Source organism: Enterobacter sp. 200527-13 (genome assembly GCF_027924865.1).
Lineage (GTDB): Bacteria > Pseudomonadota > Gammaproteobacteria > Enterobacterales > Enterobacteriaceae > Enterobacter > Enterobacter ludwigii.
This window is the reverse complement of record NZ_BSCM01000001.1, coordinates 1460738-1484151: the sequence shown is the minus strand read 5'-3', so window position 1 is coordinate 1484151 and position 23414 is coordinate 1460738. Positions and strand designations below refer to the sequence as shown.

Annotated in this window: 22 protein-coding genes; 8 read left to right on the top strand and 14 right to left on the bottom strand. The window is 54.7% G+C overall.

Annotation, left to right across the window (positions count from 1 at the left end; all coding sequences use genetic code 11):
* The first annotated feature begins 47 nt into the window (after positions 1–47).
* Positions 48–1049, top strand: a complete 1002-nt coding sequence (gene ftrA / locus QMG44_RS07000; protein WP_032670382.1) for a transcriptional regulator FtrA — start codon at positions 48–50, stop codon at positions 1047–1049.
* 158 nt (positions 1050–1207) lie between these two features.
* On the opposite strand, the gene QMG44_RS06995 is transcribed toward ftrA, so the two are convergent.
* On the bottom strand, positions 1208–1570 hold the full coding sequence (locus QMG44_RS06995) for a hypothetical protein (protein ID WP_014170029.1): 363 nt from the start codon (positions 1568–1570) through the stop codon (positions 1208–1210).
* Positions 1571–1812: 242 nt separating this feature from the next.
* On the opposite strand from QMG44_RS06995, the gene QMG44_RS06990 reads away from it, so the two are divergent.
* A complete protein-coding gene (locus QMG44_RS06990; protein ID WP_025204219.1) occupies positions 1813–2043 on the top strand; it encodes a DUF2554 family protein in 231 nt (76 codons plus the stop codon).
* On the opposite strand, the gene QMG44_RS06985 is transcribed toward QMG44_RS06990, so the two are convergent.
* Together QMG44_RS06985 and QMG44_RS06980 are read right to left on the bottom strand one after the other, a co-directional pair.
* Entirely contained in the window at positions 2044–4008 is a 1965-nt protein-coding gene (locus tag QMG44_RS06985) for a U32 family peptidase (RefSeq protein WP_047744637.1), read from the bottom strand.
* An 80-nt stretch (positions 4009–4088) separates the two neighbouring features.
* Complete coding sequence (locus tag QMG44_RS06980; protein ID WP_014170026.1) at positions 4089–4616, bottom strand: helix-turn-helix domain-containing protein; 528 nt, start codon at positions 4614–4616, stop codon at positions 4089–4091.
* Between the two features lie 92 nt (positions 4617–4708).
* Between QMG44_RS06980 and QMG44_RS06975 the strand changes: the two genes are divergently transcribed.
* Positions 4709–5875: a benzoate/H(+) symporter BenE family transporter gene (locus tag QMG44_RS06975; protein ID WP_086532528.1), complete on the top strand. Its 1167-nt coding sequence runs from the start codon at positions 4709–4711 to the stop codon at positions 5873–5875.
* Here QMG44_RS06975 and QMG44_RS06970 read toward each other — a convergent pair.
* Positions 5855–6727 carry a helix-turn-helix domain-containing protein gene (locus QMG44_RS06970; RefSeq protein ID WP_086532529.1) on the bottom strand — a complete coding sequence of 291 codons (873 nt, stop codon included), beginning with the start codon at positions 6725–6727 and terminating at the stop codon, positions 5855–5857. The genes QMG44_RS06975 and QMG44_RS06970 overlap by 21 nt on opposite strands.
* Before the next feature lie 173 nt (positions 6728–6900).
* On the opposite strand from QMG44_RS06970, the gene QMG44_RS06965 reads away from it, so the two are divergent.
* Complete coding sequence (locus QMG44_RS06965; RefSeq protein WP_014170023.1) at positions 6901–7797, top strand: DMT family transporter; 897 nt, start codon at positions 6901–6903, stop codon at positions 7795–7797.
* Positions 7798–7829: 32 nt separating this feature from the next.
* On the opposite strand, the gene QMG44_RS06960 is transcribed toward QMG44_RS06965, so the two are convergent.
* Together QMG44_RS06960 and QMG44_RS06955 are read right to left on the bottom strand one after the other, a co-directional pair.
* Complete coding sequence (locus QMG44_RS06960; RefSeq protein WP_020884175.1) at positions 7830–8504, bottom strand: DUF3313 domain-containing protein; 675 nt, start codon at positions 8502–8504, stop codon at positions 7830–7832.
* A gap of 135 nt (positions 8505–8639) precedes the next feature.
* Positions 8640–10235 (bottom strand): ABC transporter substrate-binding protein, encoded by a 1596-nt coding sequence (locus QMG44_RS06955; RefSeq protein WP_086532530.1) that lies wholly within the window; start codon positions 10233–10235, stop codon positions 8640–8642.
* A gap of 111 nt (positions 10236–10346) precedes the next feature.
* Between QMG44_RS06955 and pepT the strand changes: the two genes are divergently transcribed.
* Positions 10347–11576 carry a peptidase T gene (gene pepT / locus QMG44_RS06950; RefSeq protein ID WP_049022856.1) on the top strand — a complete coding sequence of 410 codons (1230 nt, stop codon included), beginning with the start codon at positions 10347–10349 and terminating at the stop codon, positions 11574–11576.
* Here the strand turns inward: pepT and tehB are convergent.
* Both tehB and tehA read right to left on the bottom strand, forming a co-directional pair.
* Complete coding sequence (tehB, locus tag QMG44_RS06945) at positions 11573–12166, bottom strand: tellurite resistance methyltransferase TehB (RefSeq protein WP_032678133.1); 594 nt, start codon at positions 12164–12166, stop codon at positions 11573–11575. The two genes, pepT and tehB, sit on opposite strands and share 4 nt — an antisense overlap.
* Entirely contained in the window at positions 12166–13167 is a 1002-nt protein-coding gene (gene tehA, locus QMG44_RS06940) for a dicarboxylate transporter/tellurite-resistance protein TehA (protein WP_086532531.1), read from the bottom strand. Before tehA ends, tehB begins: the two co-directional genes overlap by 1 nt.
* Positions 13168–13289: 122 nt before the next feature.
* Here tehA and ydcK point away from each other — a divergent pair, with 122 nt between their 5' ends.
* Complete coding sequence (gene ydcK, locus QMG44_RS06935) at positions 13290–14270, top strand: YdcK family protein (RefSeq protein WP_086532931.1); 981 nt, start codon at positions 13290–13292, stop codon at positions 14268–14270.
* Here ydcK and rimL read toward each other — a convergent pair.
* From rimL to QMG44_RS06915, 4 genes are all read right to left on the bottom strand, one after another.
* A complete protein-coding gene (gene rimL, locus QMG44_RS06930) occupies positions 14265–14813 on the bottom strand; it encodes a 50S ribosomal protein L7/L12-serine acetyltransferase (RefSeq protein ID WP_281853010.1) in 549 nt (182 codons plus the stop codon). The genes ydcK and rimL overlap by 6 nt on opposite strands.
* 47 nt (positions 14814–14860) lie before the next feature.
* Positions 14861–16516, bottom strand: a complete 1656-nt coding sequence (locus QMG44_RS06925) for a glucan biosynthesis protein D (protein ID WP_025204228.1) — start codon at positions 16514–16516, stop codon at positions 14861–14863.
* A 242-nt stretch (positions 16517–16758) separates the two neighbouring features.
* A complete protein-coding gene (locus QMG44_RS06920) occupies positions 16759–17532 on the bottom strand; it encodes a transporter substrate-binding domain-containing protein (protein ID WP_025204230.1) in 774 nt (257 codons plus the stop codon).
* A gap of 10 nt (positions 17533–17542) precedes the next feature.
* Complete coding sequence (locus tag QMG44_RS06915; protein ID WP_014170012.1) at positions 17543–18712, bottom strand: pyridoxal phosphate-dependent aminotransferase; 1170 nt, start codon at positions 18710–18712, stop codon at positions 17543–17545.
* 113 nt (positions 18713–18825) lie between these two features.
* Here QMG44_RS06915 and QMG44_RS06910 point away from each other — a divergent pair, with 113 nt between their 5' ends.
* Positions 18826–19683, top strand: coding sequence for a LysR family transcriptional regulator (locus tag QMG44_RS06910; protein WP_086532534.1), 858 nt, complete (start codon positions 18826–18828; stop codon positions 19681–19683).
* On the opposite strand, the gene QMG44_RS06905 is transcribed toward QMG44_RS06910, so the two are convergent.
* The gene (locus QMG44_RS06905) at positions 19655–21160 is read right to left on the bottom strand and encodes a carboxylesterase/lipase family protein (protein WP_086532535.1); all 1506 of its coding nucleotides are present in this window, start codon (positions 21158–21160) and stop codon (positions 19655–19657) included. The two genes, QMG44_RS06910 and QMG44_RS06905, sit on opposite strands and share 29 nt — an antisense overlap.
* A 42-nt stretch (positions 21161–21202) precedes the next feature.
* Positions 21203–22546 carry a VOC family protein gene (locus tag QMG44_RS06900; RefSeq protein WP_014170009.1) on the bottom strand — a complete coding sequence of 448 codons (1344 nt, stop codon included), beginning with the start codon at positions 22544–22546 and terminating at the stop codon, positions 21203–21205.
* 644 nt (positions 22547–23190) lie between these two features.
* Between QMG44_RS06900 and QMG44_RS06895 the strand changes: the two genes are divergently transcribed.
* The gene (locus tag QMG44_RS06895) at positions 23191–23370 is read left to right on the top strand and encodes a general stress protein (RefSeq protein ID WP_020884187.1); all 180 of its coding nucleotides are present in this window, start codon (positions 23191–23193) and stop codon (positions 23368–23370) included.
* Positions 23371–23414: the final 44 nt, after the last annotated feature.

Below are 23414 nucleotides of genomic sequence, written 5' to 3'. Positions count from 1 at the left end.
GTTAACACTACTCTATCCACAAATTCAGCCCGTGAATGCGCTCGCTTATGCCAGAAAACAGCAAAAAGATGACAAACTTAAGACAGATTTCCCGCCCTCAGGTCATTGTGCTGGCGTATGACGGTTTGTGTACCTTTGAGTTTGGCGTGGCAGTGGAAATCTTTGGTCTGCCGCGTCCGGAACTGGGAGACGAATGGTATCGTTTTGCCGTGGCGGGCGTAGACAGCGGTGAACTTCGGGCGACCGGGGGGATTCGCCTCATCACCGACGGTGATTTAACCCTTCTTGAGACGGCCGACCTGATCGTTGTGCCCGGCTGGCGAGGACTGGATTCACCGGTTCCGCCCGCGCTCTGCGCGGCATTACGTAAGGCCAATGCGCGGGGATGCCAGCTTTTGTCGATCTGTTCCGGCGTGTTTGTTCTTGCCGCTGCCGGGCTGCTGGATGGGCGTAAAGCCACAACGCACTGGCGCTATATTGAGGCGCTTAAGGCCCGTTACCCGGCCATCGAGGTGGTTGAAGATGTACTTTATCAGGACGACGGCGACATTCTCACCTCGGCGGGCAGCGCGGCAGGCATCGATTTATGCCTGCACGTGGTCCGGCGGGATTATGGGATGGAAATCGCCAACACCGTAGCGCGTCGTCTGGTCATTCCCCCGCACCGGGATGGCTCACAGCCGCAGCAGCTAAGCCGCCCGGTGGCGCAACTGCGCGAAAGTCAGCGTCTCGGTCAGCTGTTTGATTTTCTGCACACCCATCTTGCCGTATCGCACAGCGTTGATTCACTGGCGCGTCGGGTTGGCATGAGTCAACGCACCTTTCTGCGCCGCTTTCAGGATGCGACCGGCACCACGCCCGCGCGCTGGCTGCTCAATGAGCGCCTGCTGAGGGCAAAAGATTATCTGGAAAGCAGTCGCTTAAGTATCGACAGCATCGCGGAGCAGACCGGATTCGGTCAGGCATCGACCCTGCGTCACCATTTTCGGCAGCAGTTCGCCCTTTCACCGGCCCAGTATCGCAAACACTATTCGCGGCCTGCCCGCTAGTGGCCCGATTGCAGACAAAAAAAACCGCCATAATATGGCGGTAAATGCTTGCATGGATAGATTTGTATTTTGGTCTCTACGTCCCGACACTCCATGGCCGGGCAGCGGATCTCTTACAAACTAACATCCATAGTCTCAATGAAAGGTAAACAGCCTGATTAACCCGCTTTGGTGTTGATTTGCAAATAACGCATCAGACCCTGCTCCGCGCTCTGTTTTGCATCATCATTGATGGCTTCCAGATAAAACGAACGCGACACACCATACGGTGCTTTTTCAGACGGATAAACCGCGAACTCGAATGTTTTACCTCTTGCCTGATTGGTGCAGCCTAATTGCCAGCGCTGGTCATCAATTCTGGTGCTATTACAGGCCACGCGTCCGTAATCGCTGGTTAAATATGACCCAACACGCGCTTTCGCGGACTGAATATATTCTGGTTCGTCATTACTAATAGAGTAAATACCTGCACCCGCCCCAACAGCAACCACCAGCAGCGCAAGCGCTATCATTTTTTTCATTTAACAAGACCCATTCCTTAGCCAGAGTTTAACCATTATATAGGATTTATCCTTAAAGCTAGTGGCTAATTACGTACCAGAATTGGCGGTTAACAAACTTGATGCTAATTTTAGGAAAAGTCTCATCACGGCTGTCGCCGCACAGAATTTGACACTCTCTTTGCGCTAATTTGAATTTTTGAATAATTTCCCGAAGAAATTATTGGCATGATAGTCCCGCGATGGCATTCAACGGTGAAATAATGATGAGAAAAGGGTTAACGCTGATATTGCTGGTGTGTGGATTATTTTCAGGTCAGCTGATGGCAGGACATAAAGGCCATGAATATGTGTGGGTAAAGAATGTGGAACATCAGCTCCGCCATGAAGCGGATAGCGATGAATTACGCAGCGTTGCAGAAGAGTCAGCGGAAGGTTTGCGCGAACACCACCTGTGGCAGAAATCGCGCAAACCTGACACGCACTTTCGGTAATTAATTACCCTTACGCTTCGGCAGGGTTTTCATTAAATCGTCCGGGCTCACGGAGGCCACAACGCTACCCGGCGACGGCATTTTGAAAATATGATTTTTCATCTTGCCAATCACATGCATTTCGCACGGACGGCAGTCAAATTTCAGGGTCAGCACTTCGTCGCCATTCACCAGCTGCATCGGTGTGGCCTTCCAGCTTTTAATATTCCCTTTCGCCTGTTTCGGGCAGAGGTTGAAGGCGAAGCGGAGACAGTGCTTGGTGATCATCACCGGCACGTCGCCCTTCTCTTCATGCGCTTCATAGGCTGCGTCAATCAGCTGTACGCCGTGACGGTGATAGAATTCACGCGCTTTGTGGTTATAGACGTTCGCCAGGAAGGACAAGTGCGTGTCAGGGTAAACCGGCGCAGGAACGGTTTCGGCCTTGCGGCTGCCGCGTGGATAGTTAGCCAGGCGGGCGGCATCCAGCATTTCTGCCGTCTCGCGGCGGAACTGATTCAGCAGGCTGTTCGGAACAAACAGGGCATCCGGCAGGTTAACGTCGATATGACGCGCGTAGTAAAGGGTCTGCCCCAGCTTCGCCACGCCATCCTTCAGGTTATTAAGGGCTTTTTCCGCGTTGTTTGCCACCTCGAACAGACCATCAAGCGTATGCGTCACGCTGATACCGTCTTCACAGGTCATGGTCAGGATCAGCTGCTCTTCCCAGCCGCCCAGTTCAATGTCCACCGCGATACGACGTTCGCTCGAGGTTTTCAGCAGCGCCTGCTGCCAGTTGTGGTCAAGGTTACGGTTCAGTGCCGCGTTAGGGCGCGCTTTGTAGAGATCCGCAGGCATCTCGTTTGGCCATACGCGATAGCGATTTTCACCGGTTTTTTCCACCGTATTCGCACGGAAGCCCACCACTTCACGCTTGATCATCACGTTCAGGCCATCGCCGTTGGCCAGCGGCTCGGTCACTTCCACGTCGAGGTGATCTTTTGCCACTTTCAGCACTTCACCCACCGGTAAACCGATAAACTTCGGTGAATCAAACGCACCGATATCCCCTTTACGGGCATTCACAAAGTAGTCAGTGCTGCCGCGGTGGAAAGTTTTGTCCGTTGACGGAATAAAGAAATGCTCGGTACGACCGGCCGACGCACGCGCCAGGTCACCGCGATCTTCAATGATGGCATCCAGCATCTGACGATAGTGAGCGGTGATGTTCTTCACGTAGCTCATGTCTTTATAACGCCCTTCAATCTTGAAGGAGCGCACGCCGGCGTCAATCAGCGCACCCAGGTTGGCGGTCTGATCGTTATCTTTCATCGAGAGCAGGTGTTTTTCGAACGCCACAACGCGGCCCTGATCGTCTTTCAGGGTATACGGCAGACGACATGCCTGAGAGCAGTCGCCGCGGTTGGCGCTGCGCCCCGTCTGGGCGTGGGAAATATTGCACTGACCAGAATAGGCGACGCACAGCGCGCCGTGGATAAAGAATTCAATGGTTGCGTCGGTCGCCTGGTGAATATCGCGGATCTGGTTCAGGTTCAGCTCACGCGCCAGCACGATCTGGGAAAAACCCACGTCAGAAAGAAACTTCGCCTTCTCTACCGTGCGGATATCGCACTGGGTACTGGCATGCAGTTCAATGGGGGGAATATCCAGCTCCAGCACGCCCATATCCTGCACAATCAGGGCATCGACGCCGGTCTGGTAGAGATCGGTAATTAAACGTTGCGCAGGCTCCAGCTCATCATCATGCAGAATGGTGTTCAGGGTCACGAACACTTTCGCCCCAAAGCGATGGGCGAACGGCACCAGTTCAGCAATATCGCTCAGGCTGTTGCTGGCGTTATGGCGGGCACCAAAGCCAGGTCCACCAATGTAGACGGCATCAGCACCATGAAGGATCGCTTCACGGGCGATGGTGGCGTCGCGGGCCGGGCTTAAAAGTTCGAGATGATGGGATTGCAGGCGCATACTTCGTCGTTATCCGTTATGGTCAAAATGGCGGCTATTGTAGTCAGAAGTATGCGGCAGCGAAACAGTTTTGCGTCGCTTCAGCGGGGATAATGGATCAGGGAGTGAAAATGCACCGGCCGGTCGCTGCTGTTGCGATAGGCGTGCGGTTTATCCCCGGCAAAACGCACCCCCGAATCGGCAGTAATGGTCTGCCACTCGCCATCGATGTTCATCTCCAGTTCGCCGCTGATCACCACCACGTGTTCAATCACGCCAGCCTCGTGGGGCGTGGATTCGCTCAGGGCACCGGCAGCGAGGGTTATCGAAAAGTGGTCGAATTTTAGCGTCTCATCCCACGGGAATAACGGTTTCACCACCATCGCCTGCTGCTCCGGGTCGAATACCGCCTGCCTGTCAGCTGCCGGCGTGATGAAGGCAGAAAAAGGGATGTTCAGCCCCGTGGCGATTTTCCACAACGTGGATACCGTCGGGCTGGATTCATTGCGCTCGATTTGCCCGAGCATGGCCTTTGAAACGCCGGTCTCTTCCGCCAGTCTGGCGAGGCTCCAGCCACGCGCCTGACGCTCGGTTTTCAGTGTGTAAGCAAGATGTTGTGTGATGTCCATGTTCCCTCCTGAAGCGACCGATCATACCACTTGTACGCTATAACGCACAGTGTTACCTTAAAGCGGACGTTATAACGCACAACGGAGTTTTTATGCGCCCTTCATCCTCACTCTTTCCTGCCGTTCTCGCCGGTTTTGTCGCCGTTCTGGTGGGATATGCCAGTTCCGCCGCCATTATCTGGCAAGCCGCTGCTGCCGCAGGCGCAAACGCGCAGCAGATCGCTGGCTGGATGACGGCCCTGGGGATAGGTATGGGGGTCAGCACGCTGGCGCTTTCCTGGTGGTATAAAGCCCCGGTGCTTACCGCCTGGTCCACCCCCGGCGCGGCGCTGTTAGCCACCAGTCTGCATGGGGTAACGCTTGCCGAGACCATCGGGATTTTCATCTTTGCCAACGCGCTCATTCTGCTGTGCGGCGTAACCGGGTTGTTTGCTCGCCTGATGAAGCTTATCCCGCATTCCCTTGCCGCTGCTATGCTCGCCGGGGTGCTGCTCAGGTTTGGACTGCAGGCGTTCAGCAATCTTGAGGGACATTTTTTACTGTGCGGCAGCATGCTGGCGGCATGGCTGTTCGCCAAAGCGCTGGCCCCTCGCTACGCCATTGTCGCCACGTTGCTGGTGGGCAGTATGGTGGCCTGGGCGGGAGGTGACGTTGTCACAAAAGAGTTAACCCTTTCCGTGGTGATGCCCACGTTTATCGCACCGACCTTTACGTTAACCAGTCTGATAAGCATTGGCGTGCCCTTCTTCCTGGTCACCATGGCGTCCCAGAATGCGCCGGGCTTCGCCACGATGCAGGCTTCTGGCTATCCTCTGGCCGTATCACAGCTGATGATCGTCACCGGAGGGCTGGCCCTGGTGTTATCCCCGCTCGGCGTCTTTTCCATCTGTATCGCCGCGATCACCGCTGCGATTTGCCAGAGCCCGGATGCGCACCCGGATGCCAGCAAACGCTGGCTTGCCGCCATGGCCGCAGGCGGGTTTTATCTCCTGGCGGGCATTTTTGGCGGATCCATTTCCGGGCTGATGGCCTCCCTTCCCCTGAGCTGGATCCAGATGCTCGCCGGCCTGGCGCTGCTGGGCACCATTAGCGGGAGCCTGTATCAGGCACTGAACAACGAAACGGAGCGCGACGCGGCAATTGTCACCTTTCTCATGACCGCCAGCGGCGTCACGATCCTGGGTATTGGCTCTGCGTTCTGGGGGCTGGTGCTGGGCGGCGTATGTTATACGGTCTTTTCACACCTTCGCCGCGCGTAGCTGCGAGGGCGTTATGCCCATCATGCTGCGAAAGCGGTTACTGAAATGGCTGGCAGAGTTAAACCCGCAGGCCAGAGCGATATCCGTGAGCGGTGTGGTTGTGTGCTGCACCAGCGCTTTGGCTTTCTCCATCCGACGCTGCATCACGTACTGATGTGGCGCCAGCCCAATGGACTGACGGAACATTCTGGCGAAATGATACTCGCTCAGCGCGGCCTGTTCGGCCAGTTCCGCCAGCGTCAGCGGCTGGGAAAGGTTCTCTTCGATAAACGCCAGCACGTTACGCAGCACAAACGGTGACAACCCGCCGGTCACCACCGGCAGCTTCCACTGCACGCTGGAGTAATGCTGTAACAGGTGGGTCATCAACAGCGTAGACGCGGTACTCAGGGTGAGCTGGTTAGCTTTTTGCTGCCAGTCGCAGCCGAGCAAAAACTGACGGTAAAGCGCGGTAATTTTCGGGTCGCTGCCGAAGATCTTTTCATCCAGCGTCAGGGACAGCGGGCGCTTGTCCCAGATTTTTTCCCCGACATCACGCAGATGCTCATCGGTGCAGTAGAGATGGACAAACGTCAGGTCATCGCGAATATCCCACGTCGATTCACTCTCTTTTGGCATCAGACAGAAACGGTCCGGGCCGCCGCCGTTTTTCCAGCCGCCCGGCGTTTTTTGATAGCTCTCATAACCGTCCGCCACGTACAGGCTGAGGGTATGGTGATTACTTTTTACGGTTATCGTGTCGTGCTTGTTGTACCAGGCTGCCAGTTGAATACCGGAATTCAGCGCAACGGTTTCCCGCAGCACGGCGTTCTGCTGGCGTAGCGTTTCAAAGGTATCGTAAGCGCGAGACATAGCTATTAACGGGTGAGTAATCAGACTCTCAGTCTATGAAGTGTTGCGCCACGATGCCAGATCTGCAGCCACAAAAAAGCGCAAGAATATGCAAGTCCACCGCAAATCGGTGAAAGCAATGTCATGCCACTCGCGCCAGACTGCACTTTTCGCTGTGTGAGAAGAGAGCAACAATGAACGCATTACTCTATGGACTGGTGGTGGTGATATGGGGAACAACCTGGATTGCCATTTTCCTGCAACAGGGGCCAGTCGCAGCCCCGGTGTCAATTTTCTGGCGTTTTGCCGTGGCCTGCGCCACGATAATGATCGTCTTAATTGCCCTGCGCCGGCTTCGTAAGCTGGCCTTGCGGGATCATCTCTTTTGCATGCTGCAAGGATGCTGCGTTTTTTGCTTCAACTTCTGGTGTTTTTATACCGCCGCCGCGCACATTAATACCGGGCTGGAGTCGGTGATTTTCTCGATGGCCGTACTGTATAACGCCATCAACAGCTTTATTTTCTTCGGTCAGCGCCCACCCGCACGCTTCTGGACGGCGGCGGCCCTGGGGCTTATCGGGATCATCACCCTCTTCTGGGACGACCTGCTGGCGAGTGGCTGGAGTGCCTCACTGCTGACGGGGATTGGCCTTTCAGCACTGGGGACCTACGGGTTCTCGCTGGGCAATATGATCAGCATGCGCCACCAGCGAAAAGGGCTGGAGACCATGACCACCAACGCCTGGGCGATGTTTTACGGTACGGTCATTATGGGCTGCATTGCCCTGTTCAGGGGTGACAGTTTTATCCCCGAATGGACGGTGAGTTACATTGGTGCGCTGCTTTATCTCGCCATTTTTGGTTCGGTCATCGCTTTTGGCGCCTACTTCACGCTGGTGGGACGCATTGGCCCGGGCAAAGCGGCATACAGTACGCTGCTCTTCCCGCTGGTGGCGCTGTCCATCTCCACGGTCTATGAAGGTTACGTGTGGCATCTCAACGGCATCATTGGATTACTGCTGATTCTGGGCGGGAATATGGTGATGTTTACGAAACCGGAAACCTGGTTCAGACGTTTGCGTATGGCATAAAAAAAGGCCTGCATTGCTGCAGGCCGTTTTGATTATTTCGCGGTTTTCTTAACATCAAACATGGTGGCATCCGTCGCCATGTCATCCACAACCTGTTTTAACGTTGCAAAGCCCATTGGCGTGTTTTCGTTCGCCAGCTCTTTACCTTCGCCTTTACGCACGACCTTCATGACCGGCTTATTCGTCGCCGAATCAATCAGCTCACCTTCGAAGAAGAGATGGGTATCCATGGTGCGGTGCCCCGTTGCCATCTGCGTACCTGCAACCACTAACGCGACGGGCACTACTTCATAGAACTGCAGACCTTCTTTCTGTGAACTCACACCGGTAATCGCACCGCGGAAGATCAGGCTGTGTTTACCTGGCGTCGTAACAACAGGTTTACGCTGGCTGATTGCCGCTTTCATTTTGGTGTTGGTATAAGCCAGAAGTTCATCAAGCGTTTTTTGACCAATTTGGGTCGTTGGTTTTGGCGCTGGATAATAGGTGATTGGCGTCCATAAAATACTGTCGTAATTTGCCTCGTTATACGACGGGTCGACCCAACGCAGCGTCGGTTTACCCGTTGCGGACGTTGTTTGCTGCAATCCAGAATAATCTTTTAAAAAGCCTGAATATTGTTCGGGGGCGGCGACTTTAGACGAACAACCCGCTAACGCCAACAGACCAGAAAGCACTGCAACTTTAAAAAAAGTGTGAGTACGCATGATGGTATTCCATGTTATCTGCAAGTATGCATTTGAAGTTATAGCAAAAGTCTGGCGGGTTTGTTGTGACAAAAAATGATGTAAGCAGCACAAATTGCGAAAAGATTGCCCGACTGAACGCCGGGCAGTGAAAAACTACTGATTAATATCAACCTGCCAGAACAAATGCTTGCCGAACGGATCGATTTCATAGCCCGTGACTTCCTTGCGCACCGGTTCAAAAATCGTCGAATGGGCAATCATTACTGCCGGCATCTGGTCATGCATCATCTGCTGGGCCTCTTTATACAGCGCCACGCGTTTATCATGATCGGTTATCGATTTCGCTTCAGCGATAATTTTATCAAATGGTTTGTAGCACCATTTGGCGGAATTAGATCCACCGTTAGCCGAAGTACAGGTAAATAACGGACCAAAGAAGTTGTCCGGGTCGCCGGTTGCGGTCGTCCAGCCCATCAGCGCGGCCTGGTGTTCACCGCCCTTCACCCGCTTAAGATACTCACCCCATTCATAGGTGACGATTTTGGTCTGGACGCCAACCTTCGCCCAGTCGGCCTGAATCATCTCCGCCATCCGTTTTGCGTTAGGATTGTAGGGACGCTGAACCGGCATCGCCCATAAATCGATGCTGATGCCGTTTGCAAAACCAGCCTCCTTCAACAACGCTTTCGCTTTTTCCGGATCGTAGTCGTAATCCTTCAGTTCGCTGTCGGCGCTCCAGACGCCGGGTGGCAGCAGGTTTTTCGCCGCCGTGCCGGTGCCGTGGAATACCGCGTCAATAATGGCCGGCTTATTGATGGCCATTGCCAGCGCCTGGCGAACCTTCACGTTATCCAGCGGAGGTTTTTGCGTATTGAAGGCCAGAAAACCGGTATTCAGCCCGGCTTTACTCATCAGATTAATGTCTTTGTTAGCCTTCATGCGCGGCAGGTCCGCCGGGTTTGGAAACGGCATCACCTGACATTCGTTCTTCTCGATTTTGGCAAAACGCACCGAGGCATCGGGCGTGATGCTAAACACCAGCCGATCCAGCTTCGATTTGCCCTGCCAGTACTCCGGAAACGCAGTGAACAGGATGCGCGAATCTTTCTGGTACTGCGCCAGCTTAAACGGCCCGGTGCCAATCGGGTCCATATCCACCTTTTCCGGCGTGCCGGCTTTCAGCATCGCGTCGGCATACTCCGCCGACAGGATCGAGGCGAAATACCACGCCAGATCGGCGACAAACGGCGCTTCCGGATGGGCGAGCGTAAAGCGTACGGTGTGGTCATCGACTTTATCAATGGCCGTGATCAGGCTACCGAACTCAAGGCTCTCGAAGTTGGAATAGCTGCCGTTAGAGACGTTGTGATAGGGATGATTTACATCCTTCTGGCGCATAAACGAGAAAATCACGTCGTCGGCGTTAAAGTCGCGCGTCGGCCTGAACGATTTATTACTCTGGAATTTCACCCCTTTACGTAGATGGAAGGTATAAACCTTGCCGTCCTCGCTCACCTCCCAGCGTTCCGCGAGGCTCGGGACCAGTTCCGTTGTACCCGCCCTGAAATCGACCAGCCGGTTATAGACCGGCACGGCACTGGCATCCACGCTGGTTCCCGACGTGTATAACTGAGGATTAAAATTTTCCGGCGATCCTTCAGAGCAATACACCAGCGTTTTTGCCGCGACGGTGGAACTGACCGTGAGCGCAGTAAGTGCCAGCGTTAACATTGTGAGTTTGCTTTTCATCATTTATTCCTGTCTTTTTAATTCGACGGCTAATTAATTCTTTTGCCATTTCATAAATATCATTAAAGTGATGTAGCAAACACCTGAAAAATAAATACAGAAGGAATCACTATGGGCTCGGCACTCTCCAGACAATTAACGCACCGCTTCTTCCGCTATCTCGCCATCACCAGCCAGAGCGATCCCAGAGTGAACACCCTTCCCTCTACGCCGGGCCAGCACGACATGGCGCGTGAGCTGGCCCAGGAGCTGGCGCAGCTGGGTTTAGACGACATTGTGATTGATGAATACGCGACGGTTACTGCGGTTAAAAAAGGTAATGTAGCCGGGGCGCCACGCATCGGTTTTATTACCCATATTGATACCGTCGATGTCGGTTTATCACCGGATATTCATCCACAAATATTAAAATTTACGGGTGAAGACCTCTGTTTGAATAAAGAGAAATCAATCTGGTTACGCGTAAAAGAGCATCCGGAAATTCTGGCTTACCCGGGTGAAGAGATTATTTTCAGCGACGGGACCAGCGTATTAGGCGCAGATAATAAAGCCGCCGTCACCGTGGTCATGACGCTGCTGGAAAACCTGACGCCAGAACACCAGCATGGCGACATTGTGGTCGCGTTTGTGCCGGATGAGGAGATCGGCCTGTGTGGCGCGAAGGCGCTGGATCTAAACCGTTTTGACGTTGATTTTGCCTGGACCATCGACTGCTGTGAGCTGGGTGAGATTGTTTACGAGAACTTCAACGCCGCGGCGGCAGAAATTCGCTTTACCGGCGTAACGGCTCACCCCATGTCCGCCAAAGGCGTGCTGGTTAACCCACTGCTGATGGCGACAGACTTCATCAGCCATTTTGACCGCCAGCAAACCCCGGAATGCACCGAGGGGCGTGAAGGCTATATCTGGTTTAACGGCATTCAGGCGGGGCAAAACGAGGCCGTCTTAAAAGCGAATATCCGTGATTTCGATAAAGCACAGTTTGCCGCCCGCAAGCAGCAGATTGCCGATGTCGCGGCGTTGATTGCCGGACAGCATCCTACGGCAAAGGTGGAGTATCGCATTGAAGATACCTACAGCAATATCAGCAATGCGATTGGTGAGGATCGTCGCGCTATCGACCTGATGTTTGAGGCCATAGAATCCCTTGGGATCACGCCCAAACCGACGCCAATGCGCGGCGGTACTGACGGCGCAGCGCTCTCGGCAAAAGGCCTGCTCACGCCAAACTTCTTCACCGGCGCGCATAACTTCCACTCAAAGTTTGAGTTTTTGCCGCTGTCGTCGTTCGAGGCCTCATACAACACGGCCCTGCAGCTCTGCCTGCTGGCCGCCCGTTAAGCGGGCTTGCGCGCCAGCAGCGTGGCAAAACGCAGTTTGATGCGGTTACCGTTCTCGTCTGTGCGGTGCAGTTCGCCCACCTCTTCGTTGTACTTGAGCAACGCCCAGCCCTCGTAGTAGTTGCTCAGTTCACCGCTTTTGAACGCAAACGGGAAGCCGACGGTGCACGGGTAATCCGCCGTGTCCATCGCGGCAACAATCAGGTTATAACCGCCGGGTCTGGTGCAGCGCTGCATATTGCCGATCAGGCCCGGAATGGTTTTCGCTTCCAGGAACATCAGCACCACGGTAGAGAGAATAAAATCGTATTCGCCCTCAAAGCTCAGGTTGTTCAGATCTTTGATTGCCGTCTGCAGGTTTACGATGCCTTCTTCCGCTTTGATGCGCTCAATATTATCGATACTCAGGGGATTTTTATCCCACGCGGTCACGTCGTAACCGTTGGCTGCCAGATAGAGGCTGTTACGCCCGTTACCACAGCCCAGATCCAGCGTTTTACCCGGTTTCACAATGCCCGCGCTGTACAGCACTTCTGAGTGCGTACGGGTTAAGCCATATTTCTCTGTGAAGTAATTTTCATCAACAGCCATTATTTTTCCTCAGATTGCATAAGCAGCGCTTTATCAGTGCGCACCAGAAGTTTGCCCTGTATCAGCAAGATAAACGTTCGTACCAGCAGCATCCCGATGATGACATTGGTAAAGATAAACAGTGGGATGGCAATGGCGTGGAAAAAGCCCGACGGACTGCTCTGCCCAAGATGAAGCCCCGTGGTGGCCAGGGCCGACACGCCAAACGAGAAGCTCCAGAACGAGGCGTTAAACGGCTGGGACAAATACCATGGCATCAGCCGTAACATAAACAGCAGTTGCAACAGGCCGTAGCCGAACAGCATTTTGGCGAATGTATCCGCCTCACCGCCATTGACGCTAAACCAGGCGCTGCAGGCCACCAGCGCGGGAGCCAGCTGAATACCCAGCGAGGTTCGCAGCGCGGAAGGCAACTCCCCGGCGCTACGAAGTCGTTGCAAAATCACCGGCTCAAGGCTGAGCCAGGAAAAAACGCCCGCCCCGAGAAACACCAGCCCGGCATCGTTAAACCCCAGCGCGCCGCACGCCATGGCGCTGATAAAGTTGTTTGCTACCGTGGGCAGGTATAACCCCGGCGTGGTGGCCTCTTGCGGATGGTTACCGCGCCATAATCCGGCGCTTTGCCAGGCAGCATAAGCCAGCTGTATCACCACCCCGACGCCAAATAACACCAGTGACACCGGGCGCAGCCAGGGCACAAAACCGATGGCGACCAGCATCGTTGTGGCGGGAAAAAGGCTGACAAAACTGCTCATCACCGGGTGGCGCATCTCGGCCAGCACACTTTGCGGGAAACAGATCGCCCGGGTGATAAACGCCACCGTCAGCAAAAACCAAATCACAATCGCAAGGGCCACCAGGCTCTCACCAGGCCAGCGCGTCACGTGCCAGAGCGTGCTGGCGTATCGCCAGGCGAACCCCATCCCAATGATGCCAAGCACCATACCGAAGTAACCCGCGGGCAGGTTAAGCACTTGTTGAGCGTTGTTATTTTTATTCATTAATTTGAATTTTTAAAATGTATTTTAAATGCCATTTTAAGGGGTTTCCGCGACGGATGCCAGCACTACGAAACGCCGAAAGTTTGCTACGTTTAGTGGAGACGCTTACCCGAGACTCCATGATGAAAAAGTACAGGCTCAGCGAGGACACCCGCCTCTGGCAATGGAAAAACGGCGAGACAACGCACACGACGTCGTTACGACAGATTATTGCCACGGCGAATTTTAACGACATCGTGAGCGGCACGAAAGGCGGCTGGGTGGAAGATGAGAGCGCCCTCGCGCACGAAGGCGACTGCTGGATCTACGATGAAAGCAGCGTCGTCTTTGCCGGTGCGACGGTGTCCGGCAACGCGCGCCTTACCCTGCCTTGCATCGTCAGTCATCACGCGCAGATTGGCGACAACTGCTGGCTGGACGGCGCAGAGGTCAGTCACGGTGCGCGCATAAGTGACAACGTCACGATACAGCAATCCTGCGTACGCGGCGAATGCCATATTTTCGGCGAGGCGCGGGTGCTTCATAACAGCGTGGTGATTGCTGCCAAAGGGCTTACGCCGGACCATGAGCAGATCCTGAAAATTTATGACAAGGCGACGGTGAGCCAGTCACGCATTGTGCATCAGGCGCAAATCTACGGCGAGGCAATGGTTAATTATGCCTTCGTTGAACACCGGGCGGAAGTTTTCGACAGCGCCATCCTCGAAGGCAACGATCTCAATAACGTCTGGGTATGTGACTGCGCAAAAGTGTACGGTAACGCCCGCGTCATTGCCGGTTTTGACGACGATGCCATCCCTACCGTCCGCTACAGCTCTCAGGTGGCTGAAAACGCGGTGGTGGAAGGAAATTGTGTCATTAAACACCACGTCCTGATTGGCGGTCAGGCCTGGCTGCGCGGCGGCCCTATCCTGCTTGACGATAAGGTCGTGATCCAGGGACGGGCGCGCATCAGCGGCGATGTGCTTATTGAGCATCGGGTTGAAATCACCGACGATGCGGTGATTGAGGCTTTTGCCGGTGAGAACATCCACCTGCGCGGCGAAAAGGTGATTAACGGCGACCAGCGCATCACCCGTACGCCTCTATTGGGGGCGTTATAGCGGGTAAATTTTGCCGTAGATATTCACATCGTCAAAACGGCCATTCAGGAACTCTGCTTCCCGCAGGCACCCCTCCAGCGTAAAACCGTTGCGCAGGGCAACGTTGTTGCTGGGTTTATTCGCCACCCGACACTTAATGACAAAACGGCGGATCTCGCCTCGCTCGACGTAATAGCGCATAAACGCCTGCAGCGCCTGCGACAGAATGCCCTGTCCCTGATGCGCCTCGTCCAGCCAGTAACCGATGTATCCGGCTTTGTTGGCGGGTTCAATCGCATTAAACGACAGCACGCCGACCAGGTCCTCATCCTTGAAAATCAGAAACATTTTGGCGTAGCGGCGCTGGTGCAGCATCTGATTACTCAGCACATTACGACGGGTGTCATCTTCGGTGCCCACATGCTGCGCCCAGTCAAAGGCGGTTTGCAGCCAGGCTTTGTTTCTGATGACCGTGTTGTGCAGACCGGCAGTATAGCGCTCTTCGACGGCGCGAAGCTCGAGATAGTCAGTCACCGGGATAATTTCAGATTCAGTGGCGGTCATGGTCCCTTCCCGTCACCCTCTCCCCGCCGGGGAGAGGGAATAAATGGTCAACGCATGATGCGATCGTCAACGTAGTTTCGTTTGTCCGGCGCAGGCGGGAAATACTGATACAGCCAGGTCTCACTGATCGCATCCCCCTGACAGCGCAGGAACAGGCGCATGTCCACCGGTTCGGTCGAATCCGAGGTAGGATACCAGTCGAACAGAATGCGATAGCCGTCAAACGGCTCAACGTAGAGGATCTCAACCTGCTTCGCTTCACCGCTGGAGAGGGTAATGACCGGCTCAATGCCTTTTGGCGCGGCAGCCTTCAGATCGCCCCCGACGAAGTCGATAGCAAAGCGACGGGCCCACACTTTCGGGTAGTTTTCGCCCGGCGCCCAGCCTTCCGGGAACCCACCCATACCGGTGCGGGTCGCGAAGACATTCGCCAGTGGGGAACGGACCGGCGGCATGGCGCTCCAGTAAAGACGGTATTTAAAGTCCAGCTCATCGCCCGCTTTCACCGGTTTTTCTGGCTGCCAGAAGCAGACCACGTTATCCAGTGTTTCACCCGTTGTCGGGATCTCCATCAGGCCAACCGCACCTTTACCCCAGTCGTTACGCGGCTCCACCCAGAGGCCTGGGCGTTTGTTATACCAGCCCATGACGTCCTGATAATGCGAGAAATCGCGATCGAGCTGAAGCAAGCCGAACCCTTTCGGGTTTTTGTCCACAAACGCATTGAACTGCAGCTTCTGCGGGTTGTTCAGCGGACGGCAAATCCACTCCCCGTTACCGCGCCACATGGCGAGACGGTCGGAGTCATGAATTTGCGGGTGGATGGTATCGCACATGCGGCGTTCGTTTGTACCGCAGCTGAACATACTGGTCATCGGCGCAATGCCGAGCTGCTTAATGTCTTTACGCGCATAGAGATGGTTTTCCACCTCCATGATCACCTGGCTCTTCTCGCAGTGGATCACGAACTTATACGCACCGGTGATGCTTGGGCTGTCCAGCAGCGTATAGACGGTGAAGGTAGTGTCGCCCGGTTTGACGGTTTCGAACCAGAACGCGGTGAAGTCAGGGAACTCTTCCGGCGTGTCGGTAAAGGTATCCACCGCCAGACCCCGCGCGGAAAGACCATACTGATAGGTATCATCAACCGCACGGAAATAGCTCGCCCCCAGGAATGAGACGATATCGCGACGCGCCAGTTCCGGTGCCTTGAAGGCGCGGAAACCGGCAAACCCAAGATCGCTTTGCCCTTCCAGCTGCTTCGTATCAACACCGGTTTCACCGTAGCTGAACAGCTCAGGACGGAAGTGGATTTCGCGCGCCTGTGACGTTGACTGATCCAGCGAGAACATGCGCACGCGGCGACGGAAACCCATGCCCATATGGAAGAACTGCACATCCAGCTGACGGCCTTCAATGTTATTCCACAGTGACTGTTTTTCATCGTAACGGATGGCGTTATAGGCCTGCGGCGTCATGGTCGCCAGCGTGTCCGGTAACGGTCGCGGTGCTCCGCCCCATGGGGTTTTCGCCAGGTCATGGGCCATGGATTGCAGTACGGAGAAGTCAAAACGACGGCTCTGACCGTCAGCAATGTCAGAGTCAGCAGCGTAAGCCGCTTTGGAAAACAGGGAAGCAAGGCCAGTTGTGCCGCTCAGGGCTGCCATTGCCAGCGAGCCTTTTAGAAAACGTCTGCGATTCATGCCTGGAAAAACGTCCTTATGGTCGTGTGAATGTGTTTCGCACTCGGCGAAATGACGGCAAGAAAGAACGCACAGCCTAAACAAAAATGGTTAAGAATCCAATTGTTGGGCGGCGATTATCTGTACAAAGTGCGAAATATTTTCTGTCGACCAGAACGACCCGAAAAAGGTGTAAAGAAAGGTATAAAGACGTGTATAAAAATGCCCCGGCTGGACATCGTCAGTCGGGGCAAATGAGGCGGTTATTTTACGCTGACATCGATACCTGGGAAGTACTTATCAGCGAGTTTAGCGATAGTGCCATCGGCACGCACTTTATCAATTGCGGCATCAAGTTGCTTTTTGGTGGCCTCGTCCCCTTTACGCAACCCAAAGCCGATCCCACTGCCGAGGATAGTGTCGTCCGACACCGGTTTGCCGATAAAGCCAAACCCTTTCCCCTGCGGCTTGCTGAGGAAACCTGCCTGCCCGGCCGCGGACATAACCAGCGAGGCGTCGATACGGCCATTCAGCAGATCGCCCCAGGCCATATTCTGATCTTTATAAGACACCACGGTGACACCCTGCTTTTCCCAGTGCTCTTTCGCGTAGGTTTCCTGAATAGAGCCCTGCAGGACACCGATGGTTTTGCCCTTAAGCCCCGCGGGCGTTGCCTCTACCGCGGTACCGGCCTTGCCAACGAGCTGCGATGGGATGCGGTAAATCGGCTGGGTAAAATCAATACTTTTACGTCGCTGTTCGGTGATGTTCATCGCCGAGTTAATGGCATCAAATTTCTTCGCCACCAGGCCCGGTATTAACGCATCAAAAGAGGTTTCAACCCAGGTGCATTTCAGCGCTGCGGCTTTGCAGATGGCATTGCCCAGCTCAACGTCAAACCCTTCCAGTTCGCCAGCAGCATTTCGGCTTTCAAACGGCGGATATTCTGCCTCCAGCCCGTACCGCAGTTCGGTGGCCGCGAATGACGAAAACGTACACAGCAATCCCATGCCGACAACTAACGCGCGTAATTTCATCTCCAACTCCTTAGCGTGGTTTAACCCGACACAGGGCCTGGGCACCTGCCCGTAACGTCGCCTCATCTTTCGCAAAAGAGAGACGAATCAATTTATTATCCGTACCATCCGCATAAAACGCCGACAGCGGAATGGTGGCCACTCCATACTCAACGATCAGCCGTTTCACCAGTTCACTGTCGCGCTCATCGCTAAACTGGCTGTAGTCGGCCAGCAGGAAAAACGAACCGGCGCTCGGCAAGAGTCTGAACGGTGATGCCTCCAGCAAACTTTGCAGCAGATCGCGTTTGCGCTGATAAAACGCCGCCAGCGACAGCCAGGTTTGCGGGTCAATCATGTGTTCTGCAAACGCATGCTGCATTGGCGTATCGGCCGAAAACATCAGAAATTGATGGACTTTACAAATCTCATCCATCAGTACCGCCGGAGCAACACAGTAACCCACACGCCAGCCGGTCACGTGATAGGTTTTTCCGAAGGAAGAGATAATGACGCTACGCTCCGCCAGCTGCGGATGTGTCGCCATACCGTGGTGCGGTTCACCATCAAAGACGACGTGTTCGTACACTTCGTCAGACAAAATAATGATATCGGTATTGCGGGTCACCGCCACCAGCTGCTGCAGGTCCTCTGCTGAGAAGACCTGCCCGCTCGGGTTGTGCGGGGTATTGATGATAATCATGCGCGTACGCGGGGTGATCGCCGCACGGACTTCATCCCAGTTGACGGCAAAATCCGGCACCGTCAGTTTAATGGCAACCGGCGTGGCCCCCTGCAGGCGAACAATCGGGGCGTAACTGTCAAACGACGGTTCAAAGTAGATCACTTCGTCGCCCGGGTGCACCAGCCCGCTGATCGCCGAATAGAGTCCTTCACTGGCACTGGCGGTGACCAGCACTTCGCTGGCCGGGTCATAGTGCGTGCCGTAGAGGGTGGCAATTTTATCCGCAATACGCTCTTTAAGCGGCTGCAGGCCGGTCATTGCCGCGTACTGGTTGTGCCCTGCCTCCATCGCCCGGGTCACCCCGGCGACCAGTTTGGGATCGCAGGAAAAATTGGGTGCACCCTGAGAAAGATTGATGGCGTTATGCCGGGCGGAGAGCTGGCCGATAACGGTAAAAATCGTGGTCCCCACATCGGGTAATTTGGAACGGGTGTGCACCGGAGTGTGTAACGTCATCCTCTTTCCTTTCTCATGATGAATGCATAACTATTCAAACAACAAGTCAGTTGTCGGGACAATCGAATTGTTGTCATAATAGCCATGAGAAAAACGCATACCTGAGGTGTTTAATGTCGCGCCGTTCGCTCCCGCTTAATGCCATCGACGCCTTTTTAGTCACCGCGCGTCATCTGAATCTGACCCATGCCGCAACAGAGCTCTGTCTGACGCAGGGAGCCGTAAGTCGCAAAATCGCCACCCTTGAAGCGTGGTTCGGCTTTCCGCTGTTTGAGCGCCATGCGCGCGGCCTGCGCCTCTCCCCACAGGGCAGCGCCCTGCTTCCGGAATTGCAATCCACTTTTGAAACGCTGCTGACCCTGGCCGATCGGGCCCGTACCCAGCAAACCGTGATCCGACTCAAAGCACCCACCTGCGCCATGCGCTGGCTGGTGCCTCGTCTGCTGGAGGTGGAGCGCGAGCAGCCGGATCTGCAGATCGCATTGACCACCACTACCGACCATAACGTCAATTTCAAAACGGAATCTTACGACGCGGCCATTGTATTTGGCACCCATATGAGCGCGGGCGATCTGCTGTTTGAAGAGGCGTTAACCCCGGTAATGAGCCCCCTGCGAGCAGGTTGCGAACTGGGTGCGTTAACCTTCCTTCACCCGACACGGGATAAGACAGACTGGTCATTGTGGCTGGCGAAGCAGGAATGCCCAGGGGTTGTTATGCATAAAAATCAACACTTCGACACGATGGACCTTGCCATCACGGCCGCCATTCAGGGGCTGGGGGTGGCCATTGCTGACGAAACACTGGTGGAAGAAGACGTCCGCGCCGGGAGGCTGGCGCGGCCTTTTGCGAGCAGCATTAAAACGGGTGCGAGCTACAGACTGGTTCTGCGCGAATCGCCTGGCCAGGAAAATGGGCTGGCGGCGTTTCGCGCATGCCTGCTCAGTCGAGGCTCACATGGTGTTTCATAACGCGCTTAAAGAGGCTCATGCGCGCGCGCATAAAGCGGTTTTCAAGCCTGAAACCTGCATGTTTATTCACGCCGATACGTAGCAGCACGTCCCTTCCTTTTCGACAGGCCGGCCAGTGCGTCGGGCCAGGAAGACTTTCCCGGTGACCGGCGTCACGCGCAAAGCTCACCCAATAATCTGCAACCTGCGCTGCGAATTGCCGGTCTCGCGCATTAACGTAGTGGCAGGAAGGCTCAATCTCACCAAGGGTGTCAAACACGTACGGCACCTCATTACCGTGCCAGGCACCGTTGATATAGGTTGCGTGCTCTGCTTCCGCCACATAGTCGAACCAGTAACGCCAGCACAAGCCGCCCACGCGCTGCTGGGCCTGCATCACCACATATCCCATGGTGGTAAAAGCCATATCCCGGCACACCTGCCTGCCAAGCTCCACATCCCCTTTCACACCCGGATAGAGCAGTTTGATCAGCCCCAGTCCAAAACGACGTTCACGGCGAAGCTTCTGGATCTGACCGGCGAGATCGATACCAAATACCGCCATCACGCTGGCTTCGTCACTGTTCGACCCAATCATCACCGGAACAGGATGCTGACGCGCGGCAAAGAACACATCGAGCATTGATTCCGGCAGAACACAGTCTCCGACGATGGGTGCCGGGGCGATGTTCAGCGGCGCGGCCAGCGGCCAGAACGCTTCGGGGGGAATGGCACGTAACTGATCTGCTGACGCTTCCTCAAGGCCGAAATGCGCCGCCAGCGCTTCCCCTTTTTGCAGGGCCTGTTCCCGCGGCGTATCCGGCAGGGTGTATCCGCTTTGCACAATCGCTTTGTGGAAGAGTCCCTTCGCCAGCGGAGACGCCAGCAGCGACAGCACGCTGCGCGCGCCGGCGGATTCACCAAACAGGGTGACGTTGTCAGGATCGCCACCGAAAGCGGCAATATTCTCCCGAACCCATTCAAGGGCGGCAATCTGATCCAGCAGCGCAAAGTTATGCACCACCCGGTCTTCTTCTCCTTCCAGCGCGGGATGGGCAAAGAAGCCAAGGTGACCAAGACGGTAATTGATCGTCACAACCACCACGCCGCGCGTTGCCAGCGCCTTACCGTTATAGGGCGGCAGGCCACCCGCGCCAATGGTAAACCCCCCGCCGTGCAGCCAGACCATGACGGGAAGCGGCGCCGGCCGCTCGACGGGTGACCAGACGTTAAGATACAGACAATCTTCTGAGAACCGGCCGGGATCGCCACCGCCTAACGCCTGGCAATACTCACTGTTCTGCCAGCTTGAGGGCGAAAAAGCGGTGGCCAGACGCAGCCCCTCCCAGCGTTCAGGCGGCCGTGGCGAACGCCAGCGCCAGTTGCCAACGGGAGGCGCCGCATAGGGAATACCACACCAGAGATGTACGTTTTCATCCGTTAAACCAGACAGTGCGCCCTGGCGCGTTTCAATCACAGGGGCGGAGGGATTTTGCATAACAACCTTCTGTTTCCATCACACCCCAGAAGAGTAACGATTTCAGAGCAAACCGCAACGCTGTTTGCTGCGGATTTCAGCCTCCTGATAGAGCATGAACTCATCGTACACCGGGCAACCCAGCGCCGCTTCGAACGCGTCGCGACTGGCGTTACCGTGGCTACGCGCCTGGGTTTCATTGCCCAGATTCGACTGGAAAATCCCTGCGGCGCTGACCGGGAGGAAATCTTCATAGGTGATCGGCTGAGCGACAACCCACCCGCGCTCAATTAACGGCTGTGGATCGTCTCCCGGACGAAACGCATGTCGATGCGCTTCCCCGGATGGCGTCAGGCGATAGCGGAAATAGGCGAGTTCCTGACGGCGCATCAACAATTCGCTGTCCGGGAAGGCGCTGAAGATCTCGCGCAAATGGAGCTGGTGCGTCATGTTGTCTTTACCGGTACCGGCCTCTGCAAGCAGGCTGTCATAAAGCGCACGACCTTTTGGCGTCAGCGCCACGCCGCGCTGTTCAATTTCGCCAAAGCGCGCGGTATGCGTTCCTGTATGCTCCCCGGCAAACAGCACCGGCTCTTCCAGCGCTTTAAAGCTAGTCTGGCGCAGTAATACGGGAACCTCGCGGCGCGGTGGTCCTTCAATCAGAATTTTGGGTTCAATCCCGTACTTCGGCATCAGCTCCTGCACCCGGTCAATATCCAGCGTACGTGGCGTGAGGTGGTTGATATGGCAACCCGGGAAACAGACCACATCCGCAATCAGTCGGTGCTCGTTATGCAATGCCAGATAGGTCTCCTGGTCGACCGTCGCATGACGATGCCAGCGGAAGGTTTCTAACGCCTCTTGCACAAACGCCTGCGCCTGGGCATCCGTAAAGTGCCCTTCTGCCTCATGCAGCGCGATAAGCTCCAGACAACGCGGGGTAAAGATATTGCGGTGAGACAGGATCTCCGCGGCACGCTCACGCAGGACGACGTTGTCAATCAATTCGAGGCGCAGCAGCGAGGTAAAGATACGAAACGGATTTCGGCACAGCGCCGCATCATCGACCGGGCGGAACGCCGTGGAGTGGACGGGCACGCCCGCCTGAGAGAGGTCATAATAGCTGACCGGGTACATCCCCATAATGGCAAACATACGACGCAAGGTCGAAAGCTCTTGCGCGGTACCCACGCGGATCGCCCCGTGACGCTCCACATTCAGGCGCGCCAGTTCATCCGCGTTCGCCAGTTGTTCATGTAATAGTGGGTTATTTTCCAGAACCGCCAGGTTTACGTCCGCAACCAGGTCGAGCAAGGTGCCGTACTGCGGAACTTCCTGCTGGTACATCGCCGACATAGCCTGCGAAAAGTGTTCCCGAATATCATCAGCCGTGATGGTGTTCGCCATGATGTCATGCCTCCAGTGAATATTACCTGGAGTGTAGAGAAACCCGTTCCCTCTGGGGGGAAGAATTTCCGATTTGTGATCTTAAGACAGGAGTGGTTAAAGCGTGTGCTGGCCTGCCCTGACACCCATATGACCTGGCAGATTCACCTTCTCTAAATGTAGATTCACCTTCTCTAAATAAAGCGTTTTCTGATCAAACTGTATTATTAATAACCTCATCGCTTAACCATTAAGAGGTAATAAATAGCATTATCTTAAGAGGTAATATCTCATTAAAAACAAATATTAGTGGCATATATCTTATTTCGTTAACGCAACAAGCGGATTTTCAATATTTCTCCTTAAGATTAATCTGTAATTTTTAGACTGCCGCATGCGTTTCAGGCATAAACAATGCAAGAAAAACAGTTATCCCCTGCGGCTCGCGGATTAACTCCATGAAGACAGGCAGTTAACCGCAAGCCATCCAGGATATATTCATATTAAACGAAGCGTTAACCATCAGAAATATCTCAGCAACGAAGCGATGGTTTACAAAACATATTTGACGAATATGAAACACCGACTAAAGTTATTATTCGAACGACGAGTGATACGGAATATTTTCGTATCTTAACTGACATAACCAATATATGAGGTTTAATATGGCAGAGCATCGTGGTGGTTCCGGTAATTTCGCACAAGACCGTGAAAAAGCATCAGAAGCTGGACGTAAAGGTGGCCAGCACAGCGGCGGTAATTTTAAAAACGATCCGCAACGCGCATCTGAAGCAGGTAAGAAAGGAGGAGAAAACAGCCACGGTGGTGGCCGTAAAAACTCCTGATCTTATGTAAATCTCTTTTATTTAAAACAGAGAGCATGCTGCGG

Coding starts and splice junctions, on each gene's coding strand:
- ftrA (WP_032670382.1), top strand. CDS start 48: ATGCCAGAAAACAGCAAAAAGATGACAAACTTAAGACAGATTTCCCGC.
- QMG44_RS06995 (WP_014170029.1), bottom strand. CDS start 1,570: ATGAAAAAAATGATAGCGCTTGCGCTGCTGGTGGTTGCTGTTGGGGCG.
- QMG44_RS06990 (WP_025204219.1), top strand. CDS start 1,813: ATGATGAGAAAAGGGTTAACGCTGATATTGCTGGTGTGTGGATTATTT.
- QMG44_RS06985 (WP_047744637.1), bottom strand. CDS start 4,008: ATGCGCCTGCAATCCCATCATCTCGAACTTTTAAGCCCGGCCCGCGAC.
- QMG44_RS06980 (WP_014170026.1), bottom strand. CDS start 4,616: ATGGACATCACACAACATCTTGCTTACACACTGAAAACCGAGCGTCAG.
- QMG44_RS06975 (WP_086532528.1), top strand. CDS start 4,709: ATGCGCCCTTCATCCTCACTCTTTCCTGCCGTTCTCGCCGGTTTTGTC.
- QMG44_RS06970 (WP_086532529.1), bottom strand. CDS start 6,727: ATGTCTCGCGCTTACGATACCTTTGAAACGCTACGCCAGCAGAACGCC.
- QMG44_RS06965 (WP_014170023.1), top strand. CDS start 6,901: ATGAACGCATTACTCTATGGACTGGTGGTGGTGATATGGGGAACAACC.
- QMG44_RS06960 (WP_020884175.1), bottom strand. CDS start 8,504: ATGCGTACTCACACTTTTTTTAAAGTTGCAGTGCTTTCTGGTCTGTTG.
- QMG44_RS06955 (WP_086532530.1), bottom strand. CDS start 10,235: ATGAAAAGCAAACTCACAATGTTAACGCTGGCACTTACTGCGCTCACG.
- pepT (WP_049022856.1), top strand. CDS start 10,347: ATGGGCTCGGCACTCTCCAGACAATTAACGCACCGCTTCTTCCGCTAT.
- tehB (WP_032678133.1), bottom strand. CDS start 12,166: ATGGCTGTTGATGAAAATTACTTCACAGAGAAATATGGCTTAACCCGT.
- tehA (WP_086532531.1), bottom strand. CDS start 13,167: ATGAATAAAAATAACAACGCTCAACAAGTGCTTAACCTGCCCGCGGGT.
- ydcK (WP_086532931.1), top strand. CDS start 13,290: ATGAAAAAGTACAGGCTCAGCGAGGACACCCGCCTCTGGCAATGGAAA.
- rimL (WP_281853010.1), bottom strand. CDS start 14,813: ATGACCGCCACTGAATCTGAAATTATCCCGGTGACTGACTATCTCGAG.
- QMG44_RS06925 (WP_025204228.1), bottom strand. CDS start 16,516: ATGAATCGCAGACGTTTTCTAAAAGGCTCGCTGGCAATGGCAGCCCTG.
- QMG44_RS06920 (WP_025204230.1), bottom strand. CDS start 17,532: ATGAAATTACGCGCGTTAGTTGTCGGCATGGGATTGCTGTGTACGTTT.
- QMG44_RS06915 (WP_014170012.1), bottom strand. CDS start 18,712: ATGACGTTACACACTCCGGTGCACACCCGTTCCAAATTACCCGATGTG.
- QMG44_RS06910 (WP_086532534.1), top strand. CDS start 18,826: ATGTCGCGCCGTTCGCTCCCGCTTAATGCCATCGACGCCTTTTTAGTC.
- QMG44_RS06905 (WP_086532535.1), bottom strand. CDS start 21,160: ATGCAAAATCCCTCCGCCCCTGTGATTGAAACGCGCCAGGGCGCACTG.
- QMG44_RS06900 (WP_014170009.1), bottom strand. CDS start 22,546: ATGGCGAACACCATCACGGCTGATGATATTCGGGAACACTTTTCGCAG.
- QMG44_RS06895 (WP_020884187.1), top strand. CDS start 23,191: ATGGCAGAGCATCGTGGTGGTTCCGGTAATTTCGCACAAGACCGTGAA.